General features: G+C 59.7%; 16 protein-coding genes and 1 riboswitch. Of the genes, 14 read left to right on the forward strand and 2 right to left on the reverse strand.

The window, feature by feature from the left end; all coding sequences use genetic code 11:
• Window positions 1-9: 9 nt before the first annotated feature.
• From fliD to AC0IM9_RS06380, 14 genes are all read left to right on the forward strand, one after another.
• Complete coding sequence (fliD, locus tag AC0IM9_RS06315) at window positions 10-1,404, forward strand: flagellar filament capping protein FliD (protein ID WP_140914041.1); 1,395 nt, start codon at window positions 10-12, stop codon at window positions 1,402-1,404.
• 21 nt (window positions 1,405-1,425) lie between these two features.
• Complete coding sequence (fliS, locus tag AC0IM9_RS06320; protein WP_231879421.1) at window positions 1,426-1,806, forward strand: flagellar export chaperone FliS; 381 nt, start codon at window positions 1,426-1,428, stop codon at window positions 1,804-1,806.
• Window positions 1,793-2,134 (forward strand): flagellar protein FliT, encoded by a 342-nt coding sequence (fliT, locus tag AC0IM9_RS06325; protein WP_140914040.1) that lies wholly within the window; start codon window positions 1,793-1,795, stop codon window positions 2,132-2,134. Before fliS ends, fliT begins: the two co-directional genes overlap by 14 nt.
• Window positions 2,135-2,328: 194 nt before the next feature.
• The gene (locus tag AC0IM9_RS06330; protein ID WP_140914039.1) at window positions 2,329-4,146 is read left to right on the forward strand and encodes an ABC transporter ATP-binding protein; all 1,818 of its coding nucleotides are present in this window, start codon (window positions 2,329-2,331) and stop codon (window positions 4,144-4,146) included.
• A 61-nt stretch (window positions 4,147-4,207) separates the two neighbouring features.
• Window positions 4,208-4,606 carry a helix-turn-helix domain-containing protein gene (locus tag AC0IM9_RS06335; RefSeq protein WP_140914038.1) on the forward strand — a complete coding sequence of 133 codons (399 nt, stop codon included), beginning with the start codon at window positions 4,208-4,210 and terminating at the stop codon, window positions 4,604-4,606.
• A 147-nt stretch (window positions 4,607-4,753) separates the two neighbouring features.
• Complete coding sequence (locus tag AC0IM9_RS06340) at window positions 4,754-4,906, forward strand: hypothetical protein (protein WP_186289673.1); 153 nt, start codon at window positions 4,754-4,756, stop codon at window positions 4,904-4,906.
• A gap of 295 nt (window positions 4,907-5,201) precedes the next feature.
• Window positions 5,202-5,302, forward strand: a riboswitch (guanidine-I (ykkC/yxkD leader).
• A gap of 63 nt (window positions 5,303-5,365) precedes the next feature.
• The gene (locus AC0IM9_RS06345) at window positions 5,366-6,361 is read left to right on the forward strand and encodes an ABC transporter substrate-binding protein (RefSeq protein WP_482803429.1); all 996 of its coding nucleotides are present in this window, start codon (window positions 5,366-5,368) and stop codon (window positions 6,359-6,361) included.
• A 15-nt stretch (window positions 6,362-6,376) separates the two neighbouring features.
• Entirely contained in the window at window positions 6,377-7,186 is an 810-nt protein-coding gene (locus AC0IM9_RS06350; RefSeq protein ID WP_482803430.1) for an ABC transporter permease, read from the forward strand.
• A gap of 5 nt (window positions 7,187-7,191) precedes the next feature.
• Complete coding sequence (locus AC0IM9_RS06355; protein WP_482803431.1) at window positions 7,192-8,031, forward strand: ABC transporter ATP-binding protein; 840 nt, start codon at window positions 7,192-7,194, stop codon at window positions 8,029-8,031.
• 18 nt (window positions 8,032-8,049) lie between these two features.
• Complete coding sequence (locus AC0IM9_RS06360) at window positions 8,050-8,781, forward strand: urea amidolyase associated protein UAAP1 (protein WP_482803432.1); 732 nt, start codon at window positions 8,050-8,052, stop codon at window positions 8,779-8,781.
• A 24-nt stretch (window positions 8,782-8,805) separates the two neighbouring features.
• A complete protein-coding gene (locus AC0IM9_RS06365; protein WP_482803433.1) occupies window positions 8,806-9,444 on the forward strand; it encodes an urea amidolyase associated protein UAAP2 in 639 nt (212 codons plus the stop codon).
• Window positions 9,445-9,513: 69 nt separating this feature from the next.
• Window positions 9,514-13,122: an urea carboxylase gene (gene uca / locus AC0IM9_RS06370; protein ID WP_482803434.1), complete on the forward strand. Its 3,609-nt coding sequence runs from the start codon at window positions 9,514-9,516 to the stop codon at window positions 13,120-13,122.
• Window positions 13,119-14,927 (forward strand): allophanate hydrolase, encoded by a 1,809-nt coding sequence (atzF, locus tag AC0IM9_RS06375; protein ID WP_482803435.1) that lies wholly within the window; start codon window positions 13,119-13,121, stop codon window positions 14,925-14,927. The genes uca and atzF overlap by 4 nt, the downstream gene beginning before the upstream one ends.
• A 122-nt stretch (window positions 14,928-15,049) precedes the next feature.
• A complete protein-coding gene (locus tag AC0IM9_RS06380) occupies window positions 15,050-16,351 on the forward strand; it encodes a porin (protein ID WP_482803436.1) in 1,302 nt (433 codons plus the stop codon).
• A 7-nt stretch (window positions 16,352-16,358) separates the two neighbouring features.
• Here AC0IM9_RS06380 and AC0IM9_RS06385 read toward each other — a convergent pair whose 3' ends face one another.
• Together AC0IM9_RS06385 and AC0IM9_RS06390 are read right to left on the reverse strand one after the other, a co-directional pair.
• On the reverse strand, window positions 16,359-17,057 hold the full coding sequence (locus AC0IM9_RS06385; protein ID WP_445372588.1) for a response regulator: 699 nt from the start codon (window positions 17,055-17,057) through the stop codon (window positions 16,359-16,361).
• A gap of 21 nt (window positions 17,058-17,078) precedes the next feature.
• Complete coding sequence (locus AC0IM9_RS06390; protein WP_482803437.1) at window positions 17,079-19,817, reverse strand: DUF4118 domain-containing protein; 2,739 nt, start codon at window positions 19,815-19,817, stop codon at window positions 17,079-17,081.
• Window positions 19,818-19,842: the final 25 nt, after the last annotated feature.

Here is a 19,842-nt window from a genome sequence, read left to right on the forward strand (position 1 = left end):
GAGGGTGTCATGGGCATAGTGTCTTCTACGGGTCTCGGCAGCGGTATCGATATTCAAGGGCTGGTCTCGCAACTGGCTAGGGCGGAGACTCAACCGCAGTTGAATGCGATTCAACGGCAACGAGATACCGCCAGCGCCAGGCTGAGCGGCTTGGGGACATTAAAAAGCGCACTATCCGACTTTCAAACGGCAATCAATGCCTTGAAAGACGGTAGTGCCTTTCGTGCGCATACCAGCTCGTCTTCGGACGAGTCCAAACTCAAAATTACGGCGGACGCGTTTGCCGCTAGCGGAACTTATGCGCTGGAAATCACGCAGCTGGCCAAGGCGCAGAAAGCCGTTGCCAACGTCGAGTTTGCCGGAGTGACGAGTGCATTGAACTCGGGCACGCTATCGTTCTCGGCGACCTCGGGCGACAGCTTCAATATTACGGTCGACAGCAGTAACAATACCTTGGAAAAACTGCGCGATGCGATCAACAAAGCCGACGGCAATACTTTTGTTTCGGCCAGTATCGTCAATGTCGACAACGCGACCCATACTGGTACCGTGTCCAAATTGGTATTAACCGCAAAAAACACGGGTACCGCCAGCGGCTTCACCGTGAGTGGCACCGATGACGGCAATATCGGCGGTAACGTCAGTCTGGCGCAACTATCTTCCGCCAACCTGGATATCAAAACTGTCGCGCAGGACGCCGTGATTTCAATCGATGGTCAAACCGCGACCAGAAGCAGTAATAGTATTACCGATGTATTGCCCGGTGTGACCTTGAATCTGGCCGCGCAAACCGAGGCGAACAAGCCGGTGACTATCAACGTCGGCGTCGATAACGATGCGATAGCGAATAGCATCAATGCTTTCGTCACCGCCTACAACAAATTGAATAGCACGGTAAAAAATCTCGGCAAATACGGCGGTAGTAGCGACGGTAGCGGCAACGGCGCATTGATCGGCGATTCGACCTTGCGTTATGTTGCGACCCAGATTCGGCAGAACACGTCCGGAACCGTATCCTCCGCCAGTGGGGACTACAATTCCTTGGCGATGATCGGGGTTTCCGTCAACAAGGACGGCGTGATGTCCTTGGACAGTTCCAAATTAAAAACCGCATTGGCCGCCAATTTTCAGTCTGTTAGCGATGTGTTTTCGTCTACCGACGGCGTCGCGACTCGATTGGCTTCAAAGCTGTCCGGGTTGTTGCAATCCGGTGGCTCGATAGATAGCCAGCAAACGTCGTTGAACAAAACCATTTCCAAACTGGACGACCGGAAAGACGACGTCAATGTCAGGTTCGAGAGGGTGCAGGCGGCTTTACAGAAACAATTTATCGCAATGGATAGTGCGGTCGGACAATTTAAGAATACGGGTAGTTTTCTGACGAATTGGATTAACTCGTTGTAATAGGGGATTAATATGTACGCAATGGCGAAAACTCGAAACGGTGCAAGGCAGTACGCAGATGTACATACCTCTAGCGGCTTAGGCGAAGAGTCACCGCATCGGCTGATACAAATGTTGATGGAAGGCTTTCTAGCCAGAATCAACTCCGCAAAAGGTGCGATCGCTCACGGCGATTTGGAAGCCAAGAGCGTTTATATCTCCAAAGCCATGGGTATCATCGGCGGCTTGAATGAGGCCGTCGATATCGAACAAGGCGGAGACATCGCCGCCAATCTGAATCAGCTGTATAACTACATTAACCTGCGTTTGTTACAAGCCAGCGGCGAGAACAGCGAACAGATTCTGGATGAAGTGGCGTCGTTGATGAAAGACATCAAAGAGGCGTGGGATGCCATCGGTTGAGTCGGTAAACCCCGAGCTTGGCCTCGAGCTCGATAACTATGAGGCAGTACTGCTGGGTTTCAAACGTCGGATCGAACAATGCCTGGCCGACGCCGAATGGGACGAGCTTCCCGCTATTTTGGCGTCCAGGCAGTCTTATCTGGAACGCATCGCCGGCCAGCAAATACCCGCTGAGCGTCGGGAATGGGTTAAGCAAGTTGCCCTGTCGACATTAGCCGACGATGCCGGATTTTTGAGTAAGGTCGAAGCCGACAAATCGGCGATGGCAAAACAACAGCAATCGCTGGAGCGCGGGATCCGCGCCACCCAGGCTTACAAAAAAACCTGATATCCGCCATTTTTCGCCGCCTACTGCGCGTAACGCTGTTTAAGCACTGAGCGTCAAAACAAACCTTCCGGCGTAGCCGGAGCAACACCGGCACTCCCTTCCGCCCAGCTGCCGGCCTCCGGCAAAGCCGCCGAAATTGCCGCCTCCGCCAATCCGCTATAATGCGGAACCGCTTTCTCGAACCAATTTTTTTCATGCCCAATTCCAGCAGAGATCAGGATATCCGCCGCGCAGCGGAGGCACCGCCATTGCCTTGCCGGCCGTGGCGATTCGTATTGTTTTGCTTGCAGCCTTTCGGCTGGCTGTTGCTGTTGATGCTGGTATTGGAAACCGGCCAGGCCGCCGGCAGCATTCTGGTGCCTTACGCGATCAAGGCGTTGATGGATGCGGTCGCAGCGCAGACGCTGCCGGTCGGCGATTGGCTGGAAACCTTCAAACAACCTCTGCTGATCCTGGTAGGCTTGAATGTCGCGGAGATCGTCTCCAGTCGGGCCAGCGGTGCGGTGCTAATCATGATGGGGCCGCGCTTGCGCCAGAGAACTACTCGCCTGCTGTTTGCTTATCTGCAATACCACGCGCCGCGCTATTTCGGTAACCACTTCGCCGGTGCGCTGGCGCATCGCATCAGCGAAACGGCGATGAGCGTCAACCATACCACCTGGGCCGTGATCTGCGATTTCTGGCCGATTGCCGTGACCTTTTCGGTTTCCGTAGCGCTATTGCTGCAAGAGCATCAAGGTCTGGGCCTGTTCGTTGCCGGTTGGGTCGCCGGCTATGTGCTGGTTTCGTACTGGCTGGCGACGCGCTGTCAGCCCTACGCCCAGGAATTCGCGGCCACCCGCAGCATGGTCAACGGCAAAATCGTCGATGCGGTAACCAATATTCTGAACGCCAAATTGTTCGCCCGCTTGCACCACGAGCGCGAATACCTGGACGAATTCCTGGCGACCGAACTGAAAAGTGCGCGCCGCACCTTCTGGTACATGGAGCGGGTGCGCTGGTTTCAATTCAGCGCAGCGGCCGTGCTAAAAATCGGCACGATCGGCTATGCCTTGCAACTATGGCAAGCCGGCGAAATCAGCGTCGGCGCGTTTGCGATGAGTACCGGGCTGGCGCTGTTGGTCATCGGCGATGCTCGTAACCTGAGCCGGCGCTTTCTGGAGTTCTTCGAGTACGTCGGCAACGTCGCCAATGGGGTTGAGACCATCGTCAAGCGCCACGAGATCGTCGACAGTGCCGACGCCAAGCCCTTAAAGATCGGCCGCGGCCGGATCGAATTCAGGAACGTCGATTTTTGCTACGAACCCGGCCGGCCGGTGTTTCAAGGTTTGAGTCTGACCATAGAACCGGGCCAGCGGGTCGGCTTGGTCGGATTTTCCGGCTCCGGCAAATCCACCTTCGTCAACCTGATCCTGCGCCACTTCGAGCCGCAAAGCGGGCAAATATTGATCGACGGCCAGGATATTCTGCAAGCCACGCAAGATTCGTTGCACGAACAGGTCAGCTTGATACCGCAAGACCCCAGCCTGTTCCACCGCAGCTTGCGCGAGAACATCGGCTACGGTCGCCTGGACGCGGAGATGGCCGAGATCGCCGAAGCCGCGCGCCTGGCCCATGCCGACGCTTTTATCGATGCGATGCCGGAAGGTTACGAATCCCTGGTCGGCGAGCGCGGCGTCAAATTGTCCGGCGGCCAGCGCCAGCGCATCGCCATCGCCCGGGTCATGTTGAAAGACGCGCCGATTCTGATTCTGGACGAAGCCACTTCCAGTCTGGACTCGGTCACTGAAAAAACCATCCAGGAAAATCTGGACCGGGTCATGGGCCGCAAAACCGTCATCGCCATTGCTCATCGCTTGTCCACCATCGCCCATCTGGACCGGATTCTGGTATTCGACCAGGGCCGCATCGTCGAAGACGGCAGCCACCAGGAATTGCTCGACAAACAAGGCTGTTATTACCGGCTGTGGACCATGCAGGCCGGCGGCTTCTTGCCGGAGGAAGTGTATTAGCCGATTTTGCTTCGTCCGGCCGAGCCCCTGGCTCGTTTATGCCGGGTAATACGGCGAATTCATGCCGATGTTGGCTTCACGGGTGACTTCGCCGTCGAACAATTTGACCGACAGATTGCCGCCGACGGTCCGGTTGTTGATCCCGCTCAGCCAGGTTTTCGACTTCAGGCCGGGCGATGTCCGCGAATTGGAAAACACCCTGGAACGTAGCGTTTTGTTCTGCAAGAGCAGCGAACTGACGCGTCTCGAGTTGGATCAGCCTGCCTCGGCCGCAGTCGGCAGCGACTGGAACGATCGCAAGCACAATTTATTGAAAGACGCCGAACAGGCCTTTCTGCAACAAGCCCTGCAAAGCCATCACGGCAACGTCAAGCAAGTTGCGGAAGCGATGGGTATTACGCCTAGAGCGGTTTACGCCAAATTAAAAAAACTGGACATCAAGCCCGGGCAATTTCGCTAGGCGGTTGCAGCCGGGTAAGGGGGCGGCCAGCTTATTCCCAGCTAAAGGCCGGCACAAAGGCGCTGGGAATTGGGTTGGTTGCCAGTAACTGGACAATCCGCGCCTTTGCCAATAAGCTGGGCTTTTTGCAATCATCCGGAGTTCGGTATGGACATTTCCTGCTACCGCAGTACGCCGAAAATCGTCGGCGCACTCATCGACGTACTTTATCAAAACCCAACCCTGGTGTTCGCCGTGGTGGTTGGGCTGAGCGGGTTGGTCGGAATTTGGCGCTATAAAGCCAATAACAAACCGGAATAGTCGCTGACGGTCCGGATGCAGGTAGTCGGGTTGGATTAATGCGCAAGCTCGACTGTGTCATCAAAGCCGGTTGATGTTGCCGCTACCGGTACCAGCAACCGCCATTGCCAGCCCTTTTTTGCACCAATTTGAAAGAGTCGTGCTGCTGCTGTTGCACTACGGTTGTGCAGGATTTGTCTGCAGACTGCTTGAGTTCCGTGTTAAGTGACTGATTTATAACGGTGCGGATAATTGGCACTCTTTCTGCTGTAGATCATAACGAAACACGTGAGGTGCGATCAGAAAAGCACCTTGTCAAAATGGCGACTAGGGTTCCGGCTCGTTTTCGAGTGTCAGCGACCGAGAGTTGCCGGCTTCTTTCGGGGAGCTACACGGCGGGATAAAAGCCCGGGAGGTCAGACGGTTTAATCAACCGGTCCGCCTCTACGTGTGGCTTTTTCAACCCGACCGGAGCTGCTCATGACCTCAAATTCCCACCGCAATTTCTCCCGATTCCCGGCATTGGTGCTTGCCGCGGCGTTGTTTTGTCTGTCGATCCCGGCGCGCGCCGAAATCAAGGTCGGCGTCAGCGATTGGCCCGGCTGGGTGGCGTGGTACGTCGCCGAGAAGAACGGCTATTTCAAAAAATACGGGGCCAAGGTCAAATTGGTGTGGTTTGCCAATTACACCGACTCGATCTCGGCCTTGTCGGCCGGCCAGTTGGACGCCAATTGCCAGACCTGGTCCGACACTATGGCGCCACTGAGCAAGAACATCCCGGTCAAAGCCATTCTGGTCAACGATAATTCCGACGGCAACGATGCGTTGATGGTCAATCCCACTATCAAAAGCTTTGCCGACCTGAAAGGCAAAACCATCGCCCTCGAGCAGTATTCGATTTCCCATTTCGTGCTCGCCACCGCGCTGAGCAAAAACGGCTTGAGTTTCGACGACATCAAAACCGTGAATCTGTCGGCCGGCGATGCCGCGGCGGCATTTCTGAGCGGCCGGGTCGATGCGACGGTGGTATGGAATCCCTGGGTCAATAATATCCAGGCCAGCGGCAAGGGCGCGGCGTTGTTCACATCCAAAGACATGCCCGGCCTGATCCCCGATTTGCTGGTCGCTCGAGTCAAAGCCATCGAAACTCACCGCGCCGAATTGGTCGGCATGATTAAAGCCTGGCAAGACACACAGCGCTTTATCCGCGAACAACCCGACCAAGCCGTTGCGATCATGGCCAAGGTGGTCGGCATGAAACCGGAGGCCTACAAAGTGTTTCTGCCGGGCACCCGTTTCTTTACCCTCGAAGACAATCTCAAAGCCATGGCCGCGGCCAGCGAACCAGCCTCGCTGGCCGCGGTCGGCCCGACCATCGCCAGCTTTCTGAAAGACAATCGCCTGATCGAATCCGTGCCCGATTTAGCCGCCGGCTTTGACGCCTCGTTGGTGACCGAAGCGCTCGCTGCTCATTAGCTCAAGGTGGCGACTATGACTGACAATTTGAATCCGCGCCGACCGCTGTGGGCGATACGCGGCAGCTTGGATCGGCGTATCCATTGGCTGATCGCCTGCAGCGGCTTGCTGCTGGCGCTGCTGGCTTGGTGGCTGGCTTCGACCGGCGGCGCGATAGACCCGGTGTTTTTGCCGACCCCGCCACTGGTGCTGAACAGCGCCTGGGAATGGCTGCATGACGGCGATCTGTTCGGTGACGTGGCAATCAGCGTTTACCGGGTGATGGCCGGATTTTTATTGTCGGCGGTACTGGCCTTGCCCTTGGGCGTCCTGGTCGGCACTTATGCGCCGGTCAAGGCCTTGTTCGAACCCCTGACCGATTTCATCCGCTACATGCCGGCGGCGGCCTTCATTCCGCTGGTGATGCTGTGGGTGGGCATCGACGAAGGCGCTAAGATCGCGATTATTTTCATCGGTACTTTTTTCCAGATGCTGCTGATGATCGCCGAGGACGTGCGCAGGGTGCCGATGGAGCAAATCGAAGCGGCGCAAACCATGGGCGCCGACCGCGACGAAATCGTGATGCGGGTGATCATGCCGTCGGCCAAACCGGCCATTCTCGATACCTTGCGGGTGACGATGGGTTGGGCCTGGACCTATCTGGTGGTGGCCGAGCTAGTAGCAGCCAATTCCGGCTTGGGGTTTGCGGTACTGAAGGCTCAACGCTTTTTACAGACCGACAAAATCTTCGCCGGCATCATTCTGATCGGCCTGTTCGGGTTGGCGACCGACCAATGCTTCCGCTGGGCGCATCGCCGCAGCTTCCCCTGGCTGTACCGGAGATAGCGCCGATGACCACGCCCATCATCCAAATCCGCCAATTGCAAAAACGCTTTGCCGCCAACGGCGCGGACATCGTCGCGCTGCAAAATGCCGATCTCGACATCGCGCCCGGCGAGTTCGTCACTCTGGTCGGCGCCTCCGGCTGCGGTAAGTCCACTCTGCTGCGAATCGTCGGTGGCCTGGAACCGGCCAGCGGCGGCAGCGTCAGCGTCGACGGCGCGGCAATTGCCGGCCCCGGTATCGACCGGGCCATGGTGTTCCAGCATTACAGCCTGTATCCGTGGCTCACCGTCACCGAGAACATAACGTTTTGCCGGCAACTGAAGGTGCACCGCGACGTATCGACGCTGAGCGACGTCGAGTCCGCCGAGGGCCGGGCCGACGCCTTGATCCGCTTGATGGGCCTGAGCCACGTGGCCGGCGCCTATCCCAACCAACTGTCCGGCGGCATGCAGCAACGGGTGGCCATCGCCAGGGCCTTGATGGCACGGCCGCGCATCCTGTTGATGGACGAACCGTTCGGCGCACTGGACGCCCAGACCCGCGAGGTAATGCACGATCTGATCCTGCACGTTTCCATCCTGGAAAAAACCACGGTGCTGTTCGTCACCCACGACGTCGAAGAAGCGATTTATCTGGCCCACCGGGTGGTGTTGATGGCGCCCCGGCCGGGACGCATCGCCGCGGTGCATACGGTACCGCTGCCGGATCACCGCCACCAGGACATGAAGCAGAATCCGGACTTCATTGCCTTAAAAAAACAAATTCTGGCCGGCATCCGCGAGACCTCCGGCATGCACACCGATTACGAACTACTCGAGCGCCTGGGCCAAAGCCCGGCGCCCTAACCGATTCAGGAGACTACGATGAGCTTAGCCTCGATCAATACCACCGACCTGCTATGGAGCGAAAACCTGCCGGCCGGCGCCCATACCTCGTTCCGGATGCGGCGCGGCAACCGCCTGCGGCTGACCGACAGCGAAGGCGGTGCCAATCTGGCGGCTCTGTTTATCAACTACGACGAACGCAGCGAACGCTACAACATGGCCGACACATTGAAGGCCCAGCATACCTTTCATCTGACTGAAGGCTTTGTCTGTTATTCGGACATGGGGCGGGTGTTGTGCTCGATTACCGGCGACACGCTGGGCTGGCACGACACCGTATGCGGGGTGTCCGATGCCGCGCACGTGCAGGCCAAATACGGTACCGCCAGCTATCAAAGCCATCGCAACGCGATGTACCGCAACGGCCGCGACAGCCTGCTGATCGAATTGGAAAAGTGGGGCTTGGGCAAACGCGATCTGGTCGCCAACCTCAACTTCTTCAGCAAGGTTGCGGTCGGCGCCGACGGCAATCTGCAGTTTCAGGTGGGCCATTCCGCCCCAGGCAGCCAAGTAGAGCTGCGCTTTGAAATGGACACGCTGGTGTTGCTTAGTACCTGTCCGCACCCGTTGGACCCCAATCCGCACTACCAGCCCAAACCGGTGTTGCTGGAGGCCTATCGCGGCACTTTGCCGTCTCAAGACGACAAGTGTCGCAATTTCCGTCCGGAAAACGGCCGCGGCTTTATCAATACCGAACGTTATTACCTGTAACACCGATTTTACGAGGAATACCCTATGCCCATCGTCGAAAGCACCCTCGATCCGAGCAGCGCCATATACGATTACACCCTGCCGGCCGGCGAACCATGGCTGCATACCATCAAACAAGGCCAGACCTTTCGCATCCTGGATCTGGAAGGCAACCAAGCCGTCGACACCTTGTTTTACAGCGCGGCCGACCATGAAGAACGCTACAGCGCCAGCGACACCATCCGCCGGCAAGGCAATCTGTACCTGAGCGCCGGCACCCAGCTGATCTCCGGCGAGGGCAACGTTTTATTGACCATCGTCGCCGACACCTGCGGCCGCCACGATACCCTGGGCGGCGCCTGTGCCGCCGAGAGCAACACGGTGCGCTATGCCCTGGATAAGAAGCACATGCACAGCTGCCGCGACAGCTTTCTATTGGCTATCGGCCAGGCCGACTGCGGCCTGGCCAAGCGCGACATCGCCAGCAATATCAATTTTTTCATGAACGTGCCGGTCACGCCCGACGGCCAATTGACCTTTGCCGACGGCATTTCCGCGCCGGGCAAGTATGTGGAAATGCGGGCGGAGATGGACGTGATCGCGCTGATTTCCAATTGTCCGCAGTTGAACAACCCGTGTAACGCCTACAACCCGACGCCGGTGCGATTGCTGATTTGGGACTGATTTTTCATCCGTGCCGGGACGACCCGGTGCCGGTATGTCAAGGCGGGACGGCCCGCCAAACGAGGATTCATGTTTAACAAGGTTTTGATCGCCAATCGCGGCGAAATCGCCTGCCGCATCATGCGGACCTTAAAAGAATTGGGCGTCGCCAGCGTTGCGGTGTATTCCGAAGCCGACGCCCACGCCCGCCACGTCCGGGAAGCCGACGAAGCGGTGTGCGTCGGCGGCGCAGCGGCGGCCGACAGCTATTTGCGCGGCGAGCGGATTTTGGCAGCGGCATTGGCTACCGGCGCCGAGGCCATTCATCCCGGCTACGGCTTCCTGAGCGAAAACGCCGAGTTCGCCGAGCAATGCGCGGCCGCCGGCATCGTCTTCGTCGGCCCGACGCCGGAACAATTGCGGCACTTTGGTTTGAAGCACACCGCCCGCGAGATCGCCAAAACCTGCGGCGTACCCTTACTGCCGGGCACCGGTTTGCTGGCGGACATCGATCAGGCCGTGGCAGCGGCGAGCGCGATCGGTTACCCGTTGATGTTGAAAAGTACCGCCGGCGGCGGCGGTATCGGCATGCGTTTGTGCCGCAGCGAGGCCGAGCTATGCGAGGCGTTTGCGGTGGTGCAGCGCTTGAGCGCGGCCAACTTCAAGGACAGCGGCTTGTATCTGGAAAAATTCATCGAGCGCGCCCGTCACATCGAGGTACAGATTTTCGGCGACGGCGCCGGGCGGATGATCCATTTGGGCGAGCGCGATTGTTCGGTACAGCGTCGTAACCAGAAAGTGATAGAGGAAACCCCGGCACCGGGTCTCAGCGACGCGACCCGCGCGGCCTTATACCGCCATGCCTTGGCGCTGGCCGAGGCAGTGAATTACCGCTCCGCCGGCACGGTCGAATTCGTTTACGACCAGGACAGCGGCGAATTTTATTTTCTGGAAGTCAACACCCGCTTGCAGGTCGAACACGGCGTCACCGAGCAAGTCACCGGCACCGATCTGGTGGCCTGGATGTTGCGGTTGGCGGCCGGCGACCGGGCATTTCTGGATCAATACCGGCATGCGCCACAAGGCTGGGCTATGCAAGTCAGGGTGTACGCCGAAGACCCGAACAAAAATTTCCAGCCTTCATCCGGCCTGCTGACCGATTGCCGGTTTCCAGCCGCGGTCAGGGTCGACCATTGGCTGGAGAACGGCCTGGATGTCACGCCGCATTACGATCCCTTGCTGGCTAAAGTCATCGTCCACGCCGCCGACCGCGAACAGGCCCTGGCGCAAATGGATAGCGCTTTGGCCGACACCCGCCTGTACGGCATCGAAACCAATCTGGCCTATTTGCGGCAGATCGTCGCCGACGACGTGTTTCGCAGCGGCCGCCAGATCACCGCCTACCTGGCCGGCCTGAGTTACCAGCCGCGCACCCTGGACGTACTGGAAGCCGGCACCCAAAGCATGATCCAGGATTATCCGGGGCGCTTGGGTTATTGGGACGTCGGCGTGCCGCCGTCCGGGCCGATGGATATGCTGGCCTTTCGCTTGGCAAACCGGCTTTTGGGTAATCCGGAGGATGCGGCCGGGCTGGAAATGGCCATCAACGGCCCTAGCCTGCGCTTCAATTTTGCCACCCGCATCGTGTTAACCGGCGCGGCGATGCAAGCCGAGTTGAACGGTCAAGCCGTACCCTACTGGCAGGCGATTGCGGTAGCGGCCGGCGACGTACTGAAACTGGGCGCTATCGTCGGCCAGGGTTGCCGCGCCTATCTGGCGATACAAGGCGGCTTCGACGTGCCGGAATACCTGGGCAGCCGAGCCACCTTCACGCTGGGCCAGTTCGGCGGTCACGGCGGCCGGGTGCTGCGGGTCGGCGACGTGCTGCCGGTCTCGGCGGAAACCGCTATGGCAGAGGAAGTTGCGCCGAATCCTGGCGCGCTGCCCCGTTACGCCGAACACTGGCAAATCGGCGTGCTATACGGGCCGCACGGCGCGCCGGATTTTTTTACCGACGAGGACATCGCCGAATTTTTCGCGACCGATTGGGAGGTGCATTACAACTCCAATCGCACCGGCATCCGCCTGATCGGCCCGAAACCGCGCTGGGCCCGTAGCGACGGCGGCGAAGCCGGGTTGCATCCGTCCAACATCCACGACAACGCCTACGCCATCGGCGCGGTGGATTTCACCGGCGACATGCCGGTCATTCTCGGCCCGGACGGCCCCAGTCTCGGCGGTTTTGTCTGCCCGGCCACCGTGGTCGCAGCCGAATTATGGAAGCTGGGCCAATTGAAGCCCGGTAATAGCGTGCGTTTTATCCGCCTGAACCGCTCACAAGCTTCGAAGCTGGATGCTCAGGTCGAGCAGGCCTTGGCCGATCCGGCTCATGCCACGCTACCGGAACTGCCGGCACCACCCGATTTCGCGGAAAGCTGCATCCTCGCCCAGCGTCCAGCCGACCAAAACCGGGTGGCGGTAACCTATCGCCAGGCCGGCGACCGCAATCTGCTGATCGAGTACGGTCCCTTGGTATTGGATCTTAATCTGCGGTTTCGGGTGCATGCCTTGATGACCTGGTTACAACAGCGCGCCATCGCCGGCATCGTCGATCTGACGCCGGGCATCCGCTCCTTGCAAGTGCATTACGACCGCCGCCTGCCGCTGGACGAGTTGATGCTAATTTTGGCGCAAGCCGAAACCGAATTGCCGGCCATCGAGGATATGGAAGTGCCGACCCGCATTGTCTATCTGCCGCTGTCTTGGGACGACCCGTCCACGCAACTGGCGATCGAAAAATACATGCAGTCGGTGCGCAAGGACGCGCCATGGTGCCCGAGCAATATCGAATTCATCCGCCGCATTAACGGTCTGGACAGTATCGACCAGGTTAAGGACATCCTGTTCAACGCCAGTTATCTGGTGATGGGCTTGGGCGACGTCTACCTCGGCGCGCCGGTGGCGACGCCTGTCGATCCGCGTCACCGGCTGGTGACCACCAAATATAACCCGGCCCGGACCTGGACCCCGGAGAATGCGGTCGGTATCGGCGGTGCTTATCTGTGCGTCTACGGCATGGAAGGCCCGGGGGGCTACCAGTTTGTCGGTCGCACCGTGCCGATGTGGAACCGCTACCGGCAAACCGCCGATTTTCGCGACGGCAAGCCTTGGCTGCTGCGCTTTTTCGACCAAATCCGCTTCTATCCGGTATCCGCCGAGGAATTGCTGCGTTACCGGCAGGACCTCATCAGCGGCAAGCTCAAACTGGATATCCGCGAGGAGACCTTTAGTTTGCGCCAGTACAACGACTTTCTGCGCACACACGCCGACGAAATTACCGCATGTAAAAGCCGGCAACAGGCGGCCTTCGACGCCGAACGTGAACGCTGGGCGCAAGCTGGACAGGTTTATGCCGATGATCAGGCCGTCGCGGCGGCGGCTATCGACACCGAGCTGGACTTGCCAGCCGGTGCCCGGTCCGTTGCCAGCCATATTGCCGGCAACGTCTGGCAAGTACTGGTCAAGGCCGGCGATAGGGTTAAGCAAGGCGACGCCTTGGTGGTGGTCGAATCGATGAAAATGGAATTTCCGGTCGCGGCACCAGAGGACGGCACGGTCTGGCAAGTGTTTTGCGCCGAAGGCGGACAAATCAGCGCCGGCCAGGATTTACTGGTGTTGCAGGCCGGGGAGGAGGCATGAAAACCTGGAGCGAATTACCGGAAGTCCTGAGCATCGCTGGTCTGAGCCACGCCTACCGCGACGGTATGCTCACGCCGATGGCGCTGGTAAGCATGCTGTGGCAGCGATTGGAATCGGCACCGCAGCGCGGGGTCTGGATCAGCCGCTTGCCGCTCGAACGGCTGCAGGCTTACGCCGCGGCATTGGCGGACCAATCGCCGGACGAGTTGCCCTTGTATGGGATTCCGTTTGCGATCAAGGACAATATCGATCTGGTCGATTTACTCACGACGGCGGCTTGCCCGGCCTATGCCTACCAGCCCGAGCAATCGGCGTTCGTGGTCCGGCAATTGATCGCCGCCGGCGCGATTCCAGTCGGCAAGACCAATCTGGACCAATTTGCGACCGGCTTGGTCGGTACCCGCTCGCCCTACGGCGTGTGCTGTAACAGTTTTGATTCAGAATACATCGGCGGCGGCTCCAGTTCCGGCTCGGCAGTCGCGGTGGCCAGCGGTCTGGCCAGTTTTGCCTTGGGCACCGACACAGCCGGGTCCGGTCGGGTGCCGGCGGCCTTCAATAACTTGGTCGGTGTTAAACCAACGCGGGGCTTGTTAAGCACGTCTGGCGTGGTGCCGGCTTGTCGTAGTTTGGATTGCGTCTCGGTGTTTGCGTTGACGGCCGCCGACGCCGAGCGGGTGCTACAAGTCGCCAATGTGTACGACGTTGCGGACGCTTACAACCGCCCAGATCAGCCCTTGCCGGTGCCGCCCGGCTTTGCCGGCGGCTTTCGCTGCGGAGTGCCGAAGCCGGAGCAATTGCAATTTTTCGGCGACGAAGCAGCGGAAGTCTTGTTTGCCGAGGCTGTCGCGCAAATACAGGCCCAAGGCGGCAGCATGGTCGAAGTGGACATTCAGCCCTTGCTGGATGCCGCCGGCTTGCTCTATGCCGGGCCGTGGCTGGCCGAGCGTTATCTGGTGGCCGGTGACCTCCTGCAATCCAAGCCCGAGGCTTTATTTCCGGTTACCAGGGACATTTTGGCCAAAGCGTCGGACTTGTCGGCCGCCAACGCCTGGCGTGCGTTTTACCGCTTACAGGACTTGAAGCAGCAAAGCGATGCGATCTGGCAACAGGTCGATGTGTTAGTCACGCCGACCACCGGCACGATTTACCCGATTGCCGCTGTCGACGCCAATCCGGTCGAATTGAACAGCCGGCTGGGCTATTACACCAATTTCATGAATCTGCTCGACCTCAGCGCCATCGCACTGCCGGCCGGGTTTCGCAGCAATGGCCTGCCGTTCGGCATCACGTTGTGCGCGCCGGCTTTTGCCGACCGGGCTTTGCTGGCGTTGGCGAAACGCCGAGAACAGTTGGCGCCGCATAAATTGGGTGTCTCCGAAACCTTAAGCACCGAATTTCCCGGAGAGGATAGCGACGATGCGGCCGGCTTTGTCCGGGTCGCGGTGTGCGGCGCGCATCTGTCCGGTCTGCCGCTGAATCATCTGTTGACCGGCCGCGGCGGCATCTTGTTGCAACGCACGCACACCGCGCCGACTTACCGGCTGTACGCATTGCCGGACGGCAAGCGGCCCGGCATGGTGCGCGACGACACCGGCGCGGCCATCGCCGTCGAGGTCTGGGCTTTGCCAATTCACCGATACGGCGAATTCGTCGCCGAAATCCCGGCGCCACTGGGCATAGGCCGCGTGCAATTGCAGGATGGTACTAGCGTGCAGGGCTTTGTCTGCGAGGCGGCCGCCGTGCGCGAGGCACTGGACATCACCGGCTTTGGCGGTTGGCGCGCTTATCTCACTCGCCCGGACTAAGCCGCCGGTTTTAGCCATTAAATATTCTTCAACCCTAACCATTCAAGCCGGATTTTCCGGCTTGCGGGGGCGTTTGCGCCCGAAAAAAGTTTGCTGACTCATTGACCGACAGGAGAATACTCATGCCAACCCCTGCTTCCCGAACTCGCGAATGGCTATATGCCGCACCGCTATTGATGGCGATGTCGCCGCTTCCCGCTGAAGAGCGCGCCGGCTTATTGAACGGCTTGTCGCTAATCAACGACTTGCCTTGGATGAAAGCCGCCGGCTTGCGCGTCCACAGTTGGGCCGACGCCGGTATCGTCTACAACGCCAACGATCCTGGCGACGGCTACAACGGTACCGTGGTGTTTGCCGACCGGGCCAACGAATTCAATTTGCATCAACTCGGCGGCGAGTTGATTCGAGATGTCGATACCGCCGGCGACCATTGGGACATCGGCGGCAAGCTGACCCTGATGTACGGCAGCGATGCCCGCTTTAACACCATCAACCCCTACGGCGGCGGTCATTGGGACAATCGCTTGATCGGTTCCGACGAGCGCTTCTACAAACTGGCGATCCCGAATGCCTATCTGGACATCTTCACGCCGATCGGCAAGGGTTTGACGACGCGCATCGGCCGGTTTTACACGATCATGGGTTACGAGACCGGACTGTCGCCGGATAATTTCTTCTACACCCATCCGTATACCTTCCAATACGGCGAGCCGTTTACCCATTTCGGTATGACCACTACCTATCCGGTGCACCAAAATCTGAGCGTGACCTTGGGCGCGGTGACCGGCGGCCACACCAAACTCAACGGCGTGCTGGACGGCAACGGCGCCTGGGACGGCTTTGACAAAAATATGGAGAACTGGAATTTCCTGGGCGGCGCCACCTGGACCAGCGACGACGCGGCGACTTCGTTCACGGCCACGCTGATTACCGGTGACGTCAACAGCGACAACAATCTGCGCGAATTCCAGCGCCAGACGGGCATCAAGAAGCGCGACAATCGCACCTTTTACAGCCTGGTCTTCCAGCACAACTTCGCCGAACGCTGGCACTACGTGCTGCAGCACGACCACGGTATAGAGCAACAGCATCCGTTGAACAATTTTGCGGACGCCGAATGGTACGGTATCCATTCGCAATTGAAATACGACGTCACCGATACGGTGGGTGTAGGCGTTCGCGGCGAGTGGTTTCGCGACGACGACGGCGTTCGGGTCGGCCAAATGTGCCCCAGTTGCGCGGTGTTGGCCACCGGGCCGGCCAATTATTATGCCGCGACGCTGGGCGTGAACTGGAAGCCGGCCAAATGGCTGATGCTGCGGCCGGAAGCGCGCTACGACTGGTCGGAAGGCGTCGATGCTTACGACGAGCGTAACAAGGACAGCCAGTTTATTTTCGGTGCCGACGTGGTGGTGACCTTCTAGAGCGGCGTTACCAAACCTTGAGCCGGTAACCCAGCCCGGATTCCGTGAGCAGCAGTTTGGGCTGGGCGGGGTCGGCTTCCAGTTTTTGCCGGAGCTGGCTCATGTAAATCCGCGGATAGTGGGCGTGTTCCTGGTAATTGGGGCCCCAGACTTCTCGGAGAATTTGCTGGTGGGTCAGTACTTTGCCGGCATTTTTGACCAGTACCGACAGCAGCCGGTATTGGATCGGCGTCAGGTGGATTTCGCGGTCGTCGACTTTAACCACCCGGTTGCTCAGGTCGACCTGCAAATTGCCGGTGGTAAACACGGACTCCGGCGCCGAGTCCGGCGGGCGTAAGGCGTGGCGCAGAGCTACTCGAATCCGCGCCTGCAATTCGCCGAAACCGAAGGGTTTGGTCAGGTAGTCGTCCGCTCCGGCGTCGAGCGCGTCGATTTTTTGTTGTTCGCCGCTACGGGCCGAGAGGATGATGATCGGTAGCGCCGACCAGGCTCGCACCGCCTTGATCACGTCGACGCCGTCCATATCCGGCAGCCCCAGGTCCAGGATCAGCAAGTCCGGCTTGCGCACGCCCAATTCGACCAAGCCTTGTTTGCCGGTCTCGGCATCGAACACTTTATAGCCGTTGCTATGCAGGCTGGTGCGCAGAAAGCGGCGGATGGCCGGGTCGTCTTCGATGACGATGATAACGGGGTCGGTTTTGGACATGGCGCGGGTTTCCGTTGTGCTTTATTCCTCGGGTTCGACTTCGGGCGGCGCTTGGTCCAGCGGCAGCTTGAAAGCGAATAGCGCGCCGCCTTCCGGCCGGTTGCGCGCACTGATGGTGCCGCCGTGGATTTCGACGATCGCGCGGCAGATTGCCAGGCCCAGGCCGACGCCGCTTTGCGCCGTCTCCTGGCGGCCTTGGTAGAATTTTTCGAACAGGCGTTCTTCCAGGCCGCGCGGAATGCCGGGGCCGCGGTCGGCGACGGCGATTTCCACCGAACTGTCGCCGAAGTCGGCCGAAATTTCCAGCGCGCTGCCCGCCGGGGTATAGCGTACGGCGTTTTCCAGCAGATTGATCAAGACCTGTTCGATCATCACCGAATCGACCAGCACCAACGGGATGCCGGGCGGCAGCTTGACCGTGACCGGCCGGCCGGCCAGTTGAGCTTGCAACCGGTTCAGTGCGGTACCGACGATTTCCTCCAGCGGATACCATTGCTTGTTCAACTCCAGCACGCCGGCTTCGAGCTTGGCCATGTCCAGGATGTTGTTGACCAGATTCGCCATCCGTTCGGCTTCGTCGACAATGCCCTGGCCGAGTTCGACGATGTCCTGCGGCGCCAGTTTTTGCGGGTTGTGGGCGATGGTGCTGGCCGAACCGATGATGGTCGCCAGCGGCGTGCGCAAATCGTGGGAAATCGCGCTGAGCAGCGAGTTGCGCAGGCGCTCCGCTTCCATTTGCATTTGGGTGGAGCGGGCCCGTTCCGAAAAGCGGATGCGGCCGATGGCTTGGCCGATCTGGCGTAAAAAGGTCTCCAGCAGTTTTTGCTGTTCCGGTAAAAACACCCGGCGCAGATTGACCGGCAACAAGGCCAGCACGCCCAATACCTGGTCGTCGCCGTGGATCGGGAAGTAGACGGCAGAGGCGCCGGGCAGGGTGTCGGTGCCTTGTCCGGCGATTTCGTTGTGGTCGAATACCCATTGGGCCACGCTCAAATCGGCGCCGAGCAGCGATTCGGCGATGGCTTTTCCAGCCGGAAACGCCATGCGGCCGTTGGCGTTCGGAAACAGAATCACGTTGCGGCTGCTGAATTCGGCATACAAATGTTTTACCGCGACCCGCACTACGTCGGTTTCGGTCTGGCTGCTACCCAACTCCCGGCTCATCGAATACAAAGCCGCGGCTCGGCGTTCGCGGTGCGCGGCCACCTTGGCTTGCGAACGCACGTTCGCGGTCAGGTTACTGACCACGATGCCGACCGCCAGCATCGCCGACAGCGTAATCAGGTACTGGCTGTCGGCCACCGAAAAACTGTAGTACGGCTGTACGAACAGCAGGTCGAAGCAGCCGACGCCGAGCACCGAGGCCAGCACCGACGGGCCGCGGCCGAAACGGCTGGCGACGAAAATCACGCCCAGCAAATACACCATCACCAGATTGGCCGGTTCCAGGCGGCCCAGCAGCAGATAGCCGGTCGCGGTGACCAGTCCAGTGACGGCAAAGGCCGACAGGTAGCCCAAGTAACGGCGCTTGGTTTTGGCCGGGATGCGTTGGCGCAGGCCGGGCAGGGGGCTTTTGCCGAACAGCGCCAGTTCCGGCGCGGCTGCGCCACGTTCCCGCGTTTGCGGGCTGCCGAGCAGATACAGGTTGATATTATGGGCCCGGCTGACCAGGGTATCGACCACCGATCCGAACAACCAGCGCCGCCAGCCGCGCCGGCTGGGTTTGCCGATCACGATTTTGCCGATATTGCGTTGCCGGGAAAAACGGATCAAGGCTTCGCTCATATCCGGCGAACTCAGGGTCACGGTTTCCGCGCCGAGTTGTTCCGCCAGACGCAGAATGCGCAGCACGCCGTCGCGCTTTTCCGCCGGCAAGCGCTGCAACTGCGGGGTTTCGACGTAGGCCACGATCCATTCCGCGCGCAGGCTGGTCGCCAGACGCTTGCCGGCGCGGACCAGGCGCTCGGCCAATGGGGTCGGGCCGATGCAGACCAGAATCCGTTCGCTGACCTGCCAGACTTCGCGGATGGCGTGGTCTTGCCGGTAATCCAGCATTTCGGCGTCGACCCTGCTCGCCGTCTGGCGCAAGGCCAATTCCCGCAGCGCGATCAGATTGCCTTTGCGAAAGAAGTGGTTGATCGCTTCCTGGGCCTGTTGCGGCAGGTAAACCTTGCCTTCCTTGAGCCGGTTCAGTAGTTCGTCCGGCGGCAGATCGACCAACTCGACTTCGTCGGCGTCCTCGAACACGGTATCCGGCACCGTTTCCCAGACCCGGATGCCGGAGATCTGGCCGATATCGTCGTTCAGACTCTCCAGATGTTGCACGTTCAGCGCGGTATAGACGTCGATACCGGCTTCGAGCAGTTCGTGGATGTCCTGCCAGCGTTTCGGATGGCGGGAGCCGGGCGCGTTGGAGTGGGCCAATTCGTCGACCAGCATGATCGCTGGCCGCCGCTTCAACGCGGCATCCAGATCGAATTCATGCAGCACGGTGCCTTTGTAGTCGATCCGGCGCAGCGGCAAGGTTTCCAATCCGGCCAGCAGCGCCTGGGTTTCTTTACGGCCATGGGTTTCGACGATGCCGACCACGACGTCAAGATTGTCGGCACGGCGTTCCCGGGCCGCCAGCAACATCGCAAAGGTCTTGCCGACGCCGGCCGCGGCGCCGAAGAAAATCTTCAGCCGGCCGCGCTTGGCCTTGGCCTGGTCGCGTGCAAACCGGGCTAGCAGGACATCTGGGTCGGGGCGGGGTTGTTCCATAGCGGTTCCGAAAAGCGGTGCGGAT

This window comes from Methylomonas sp. Uni0011 (assembly GCF_056850255.1).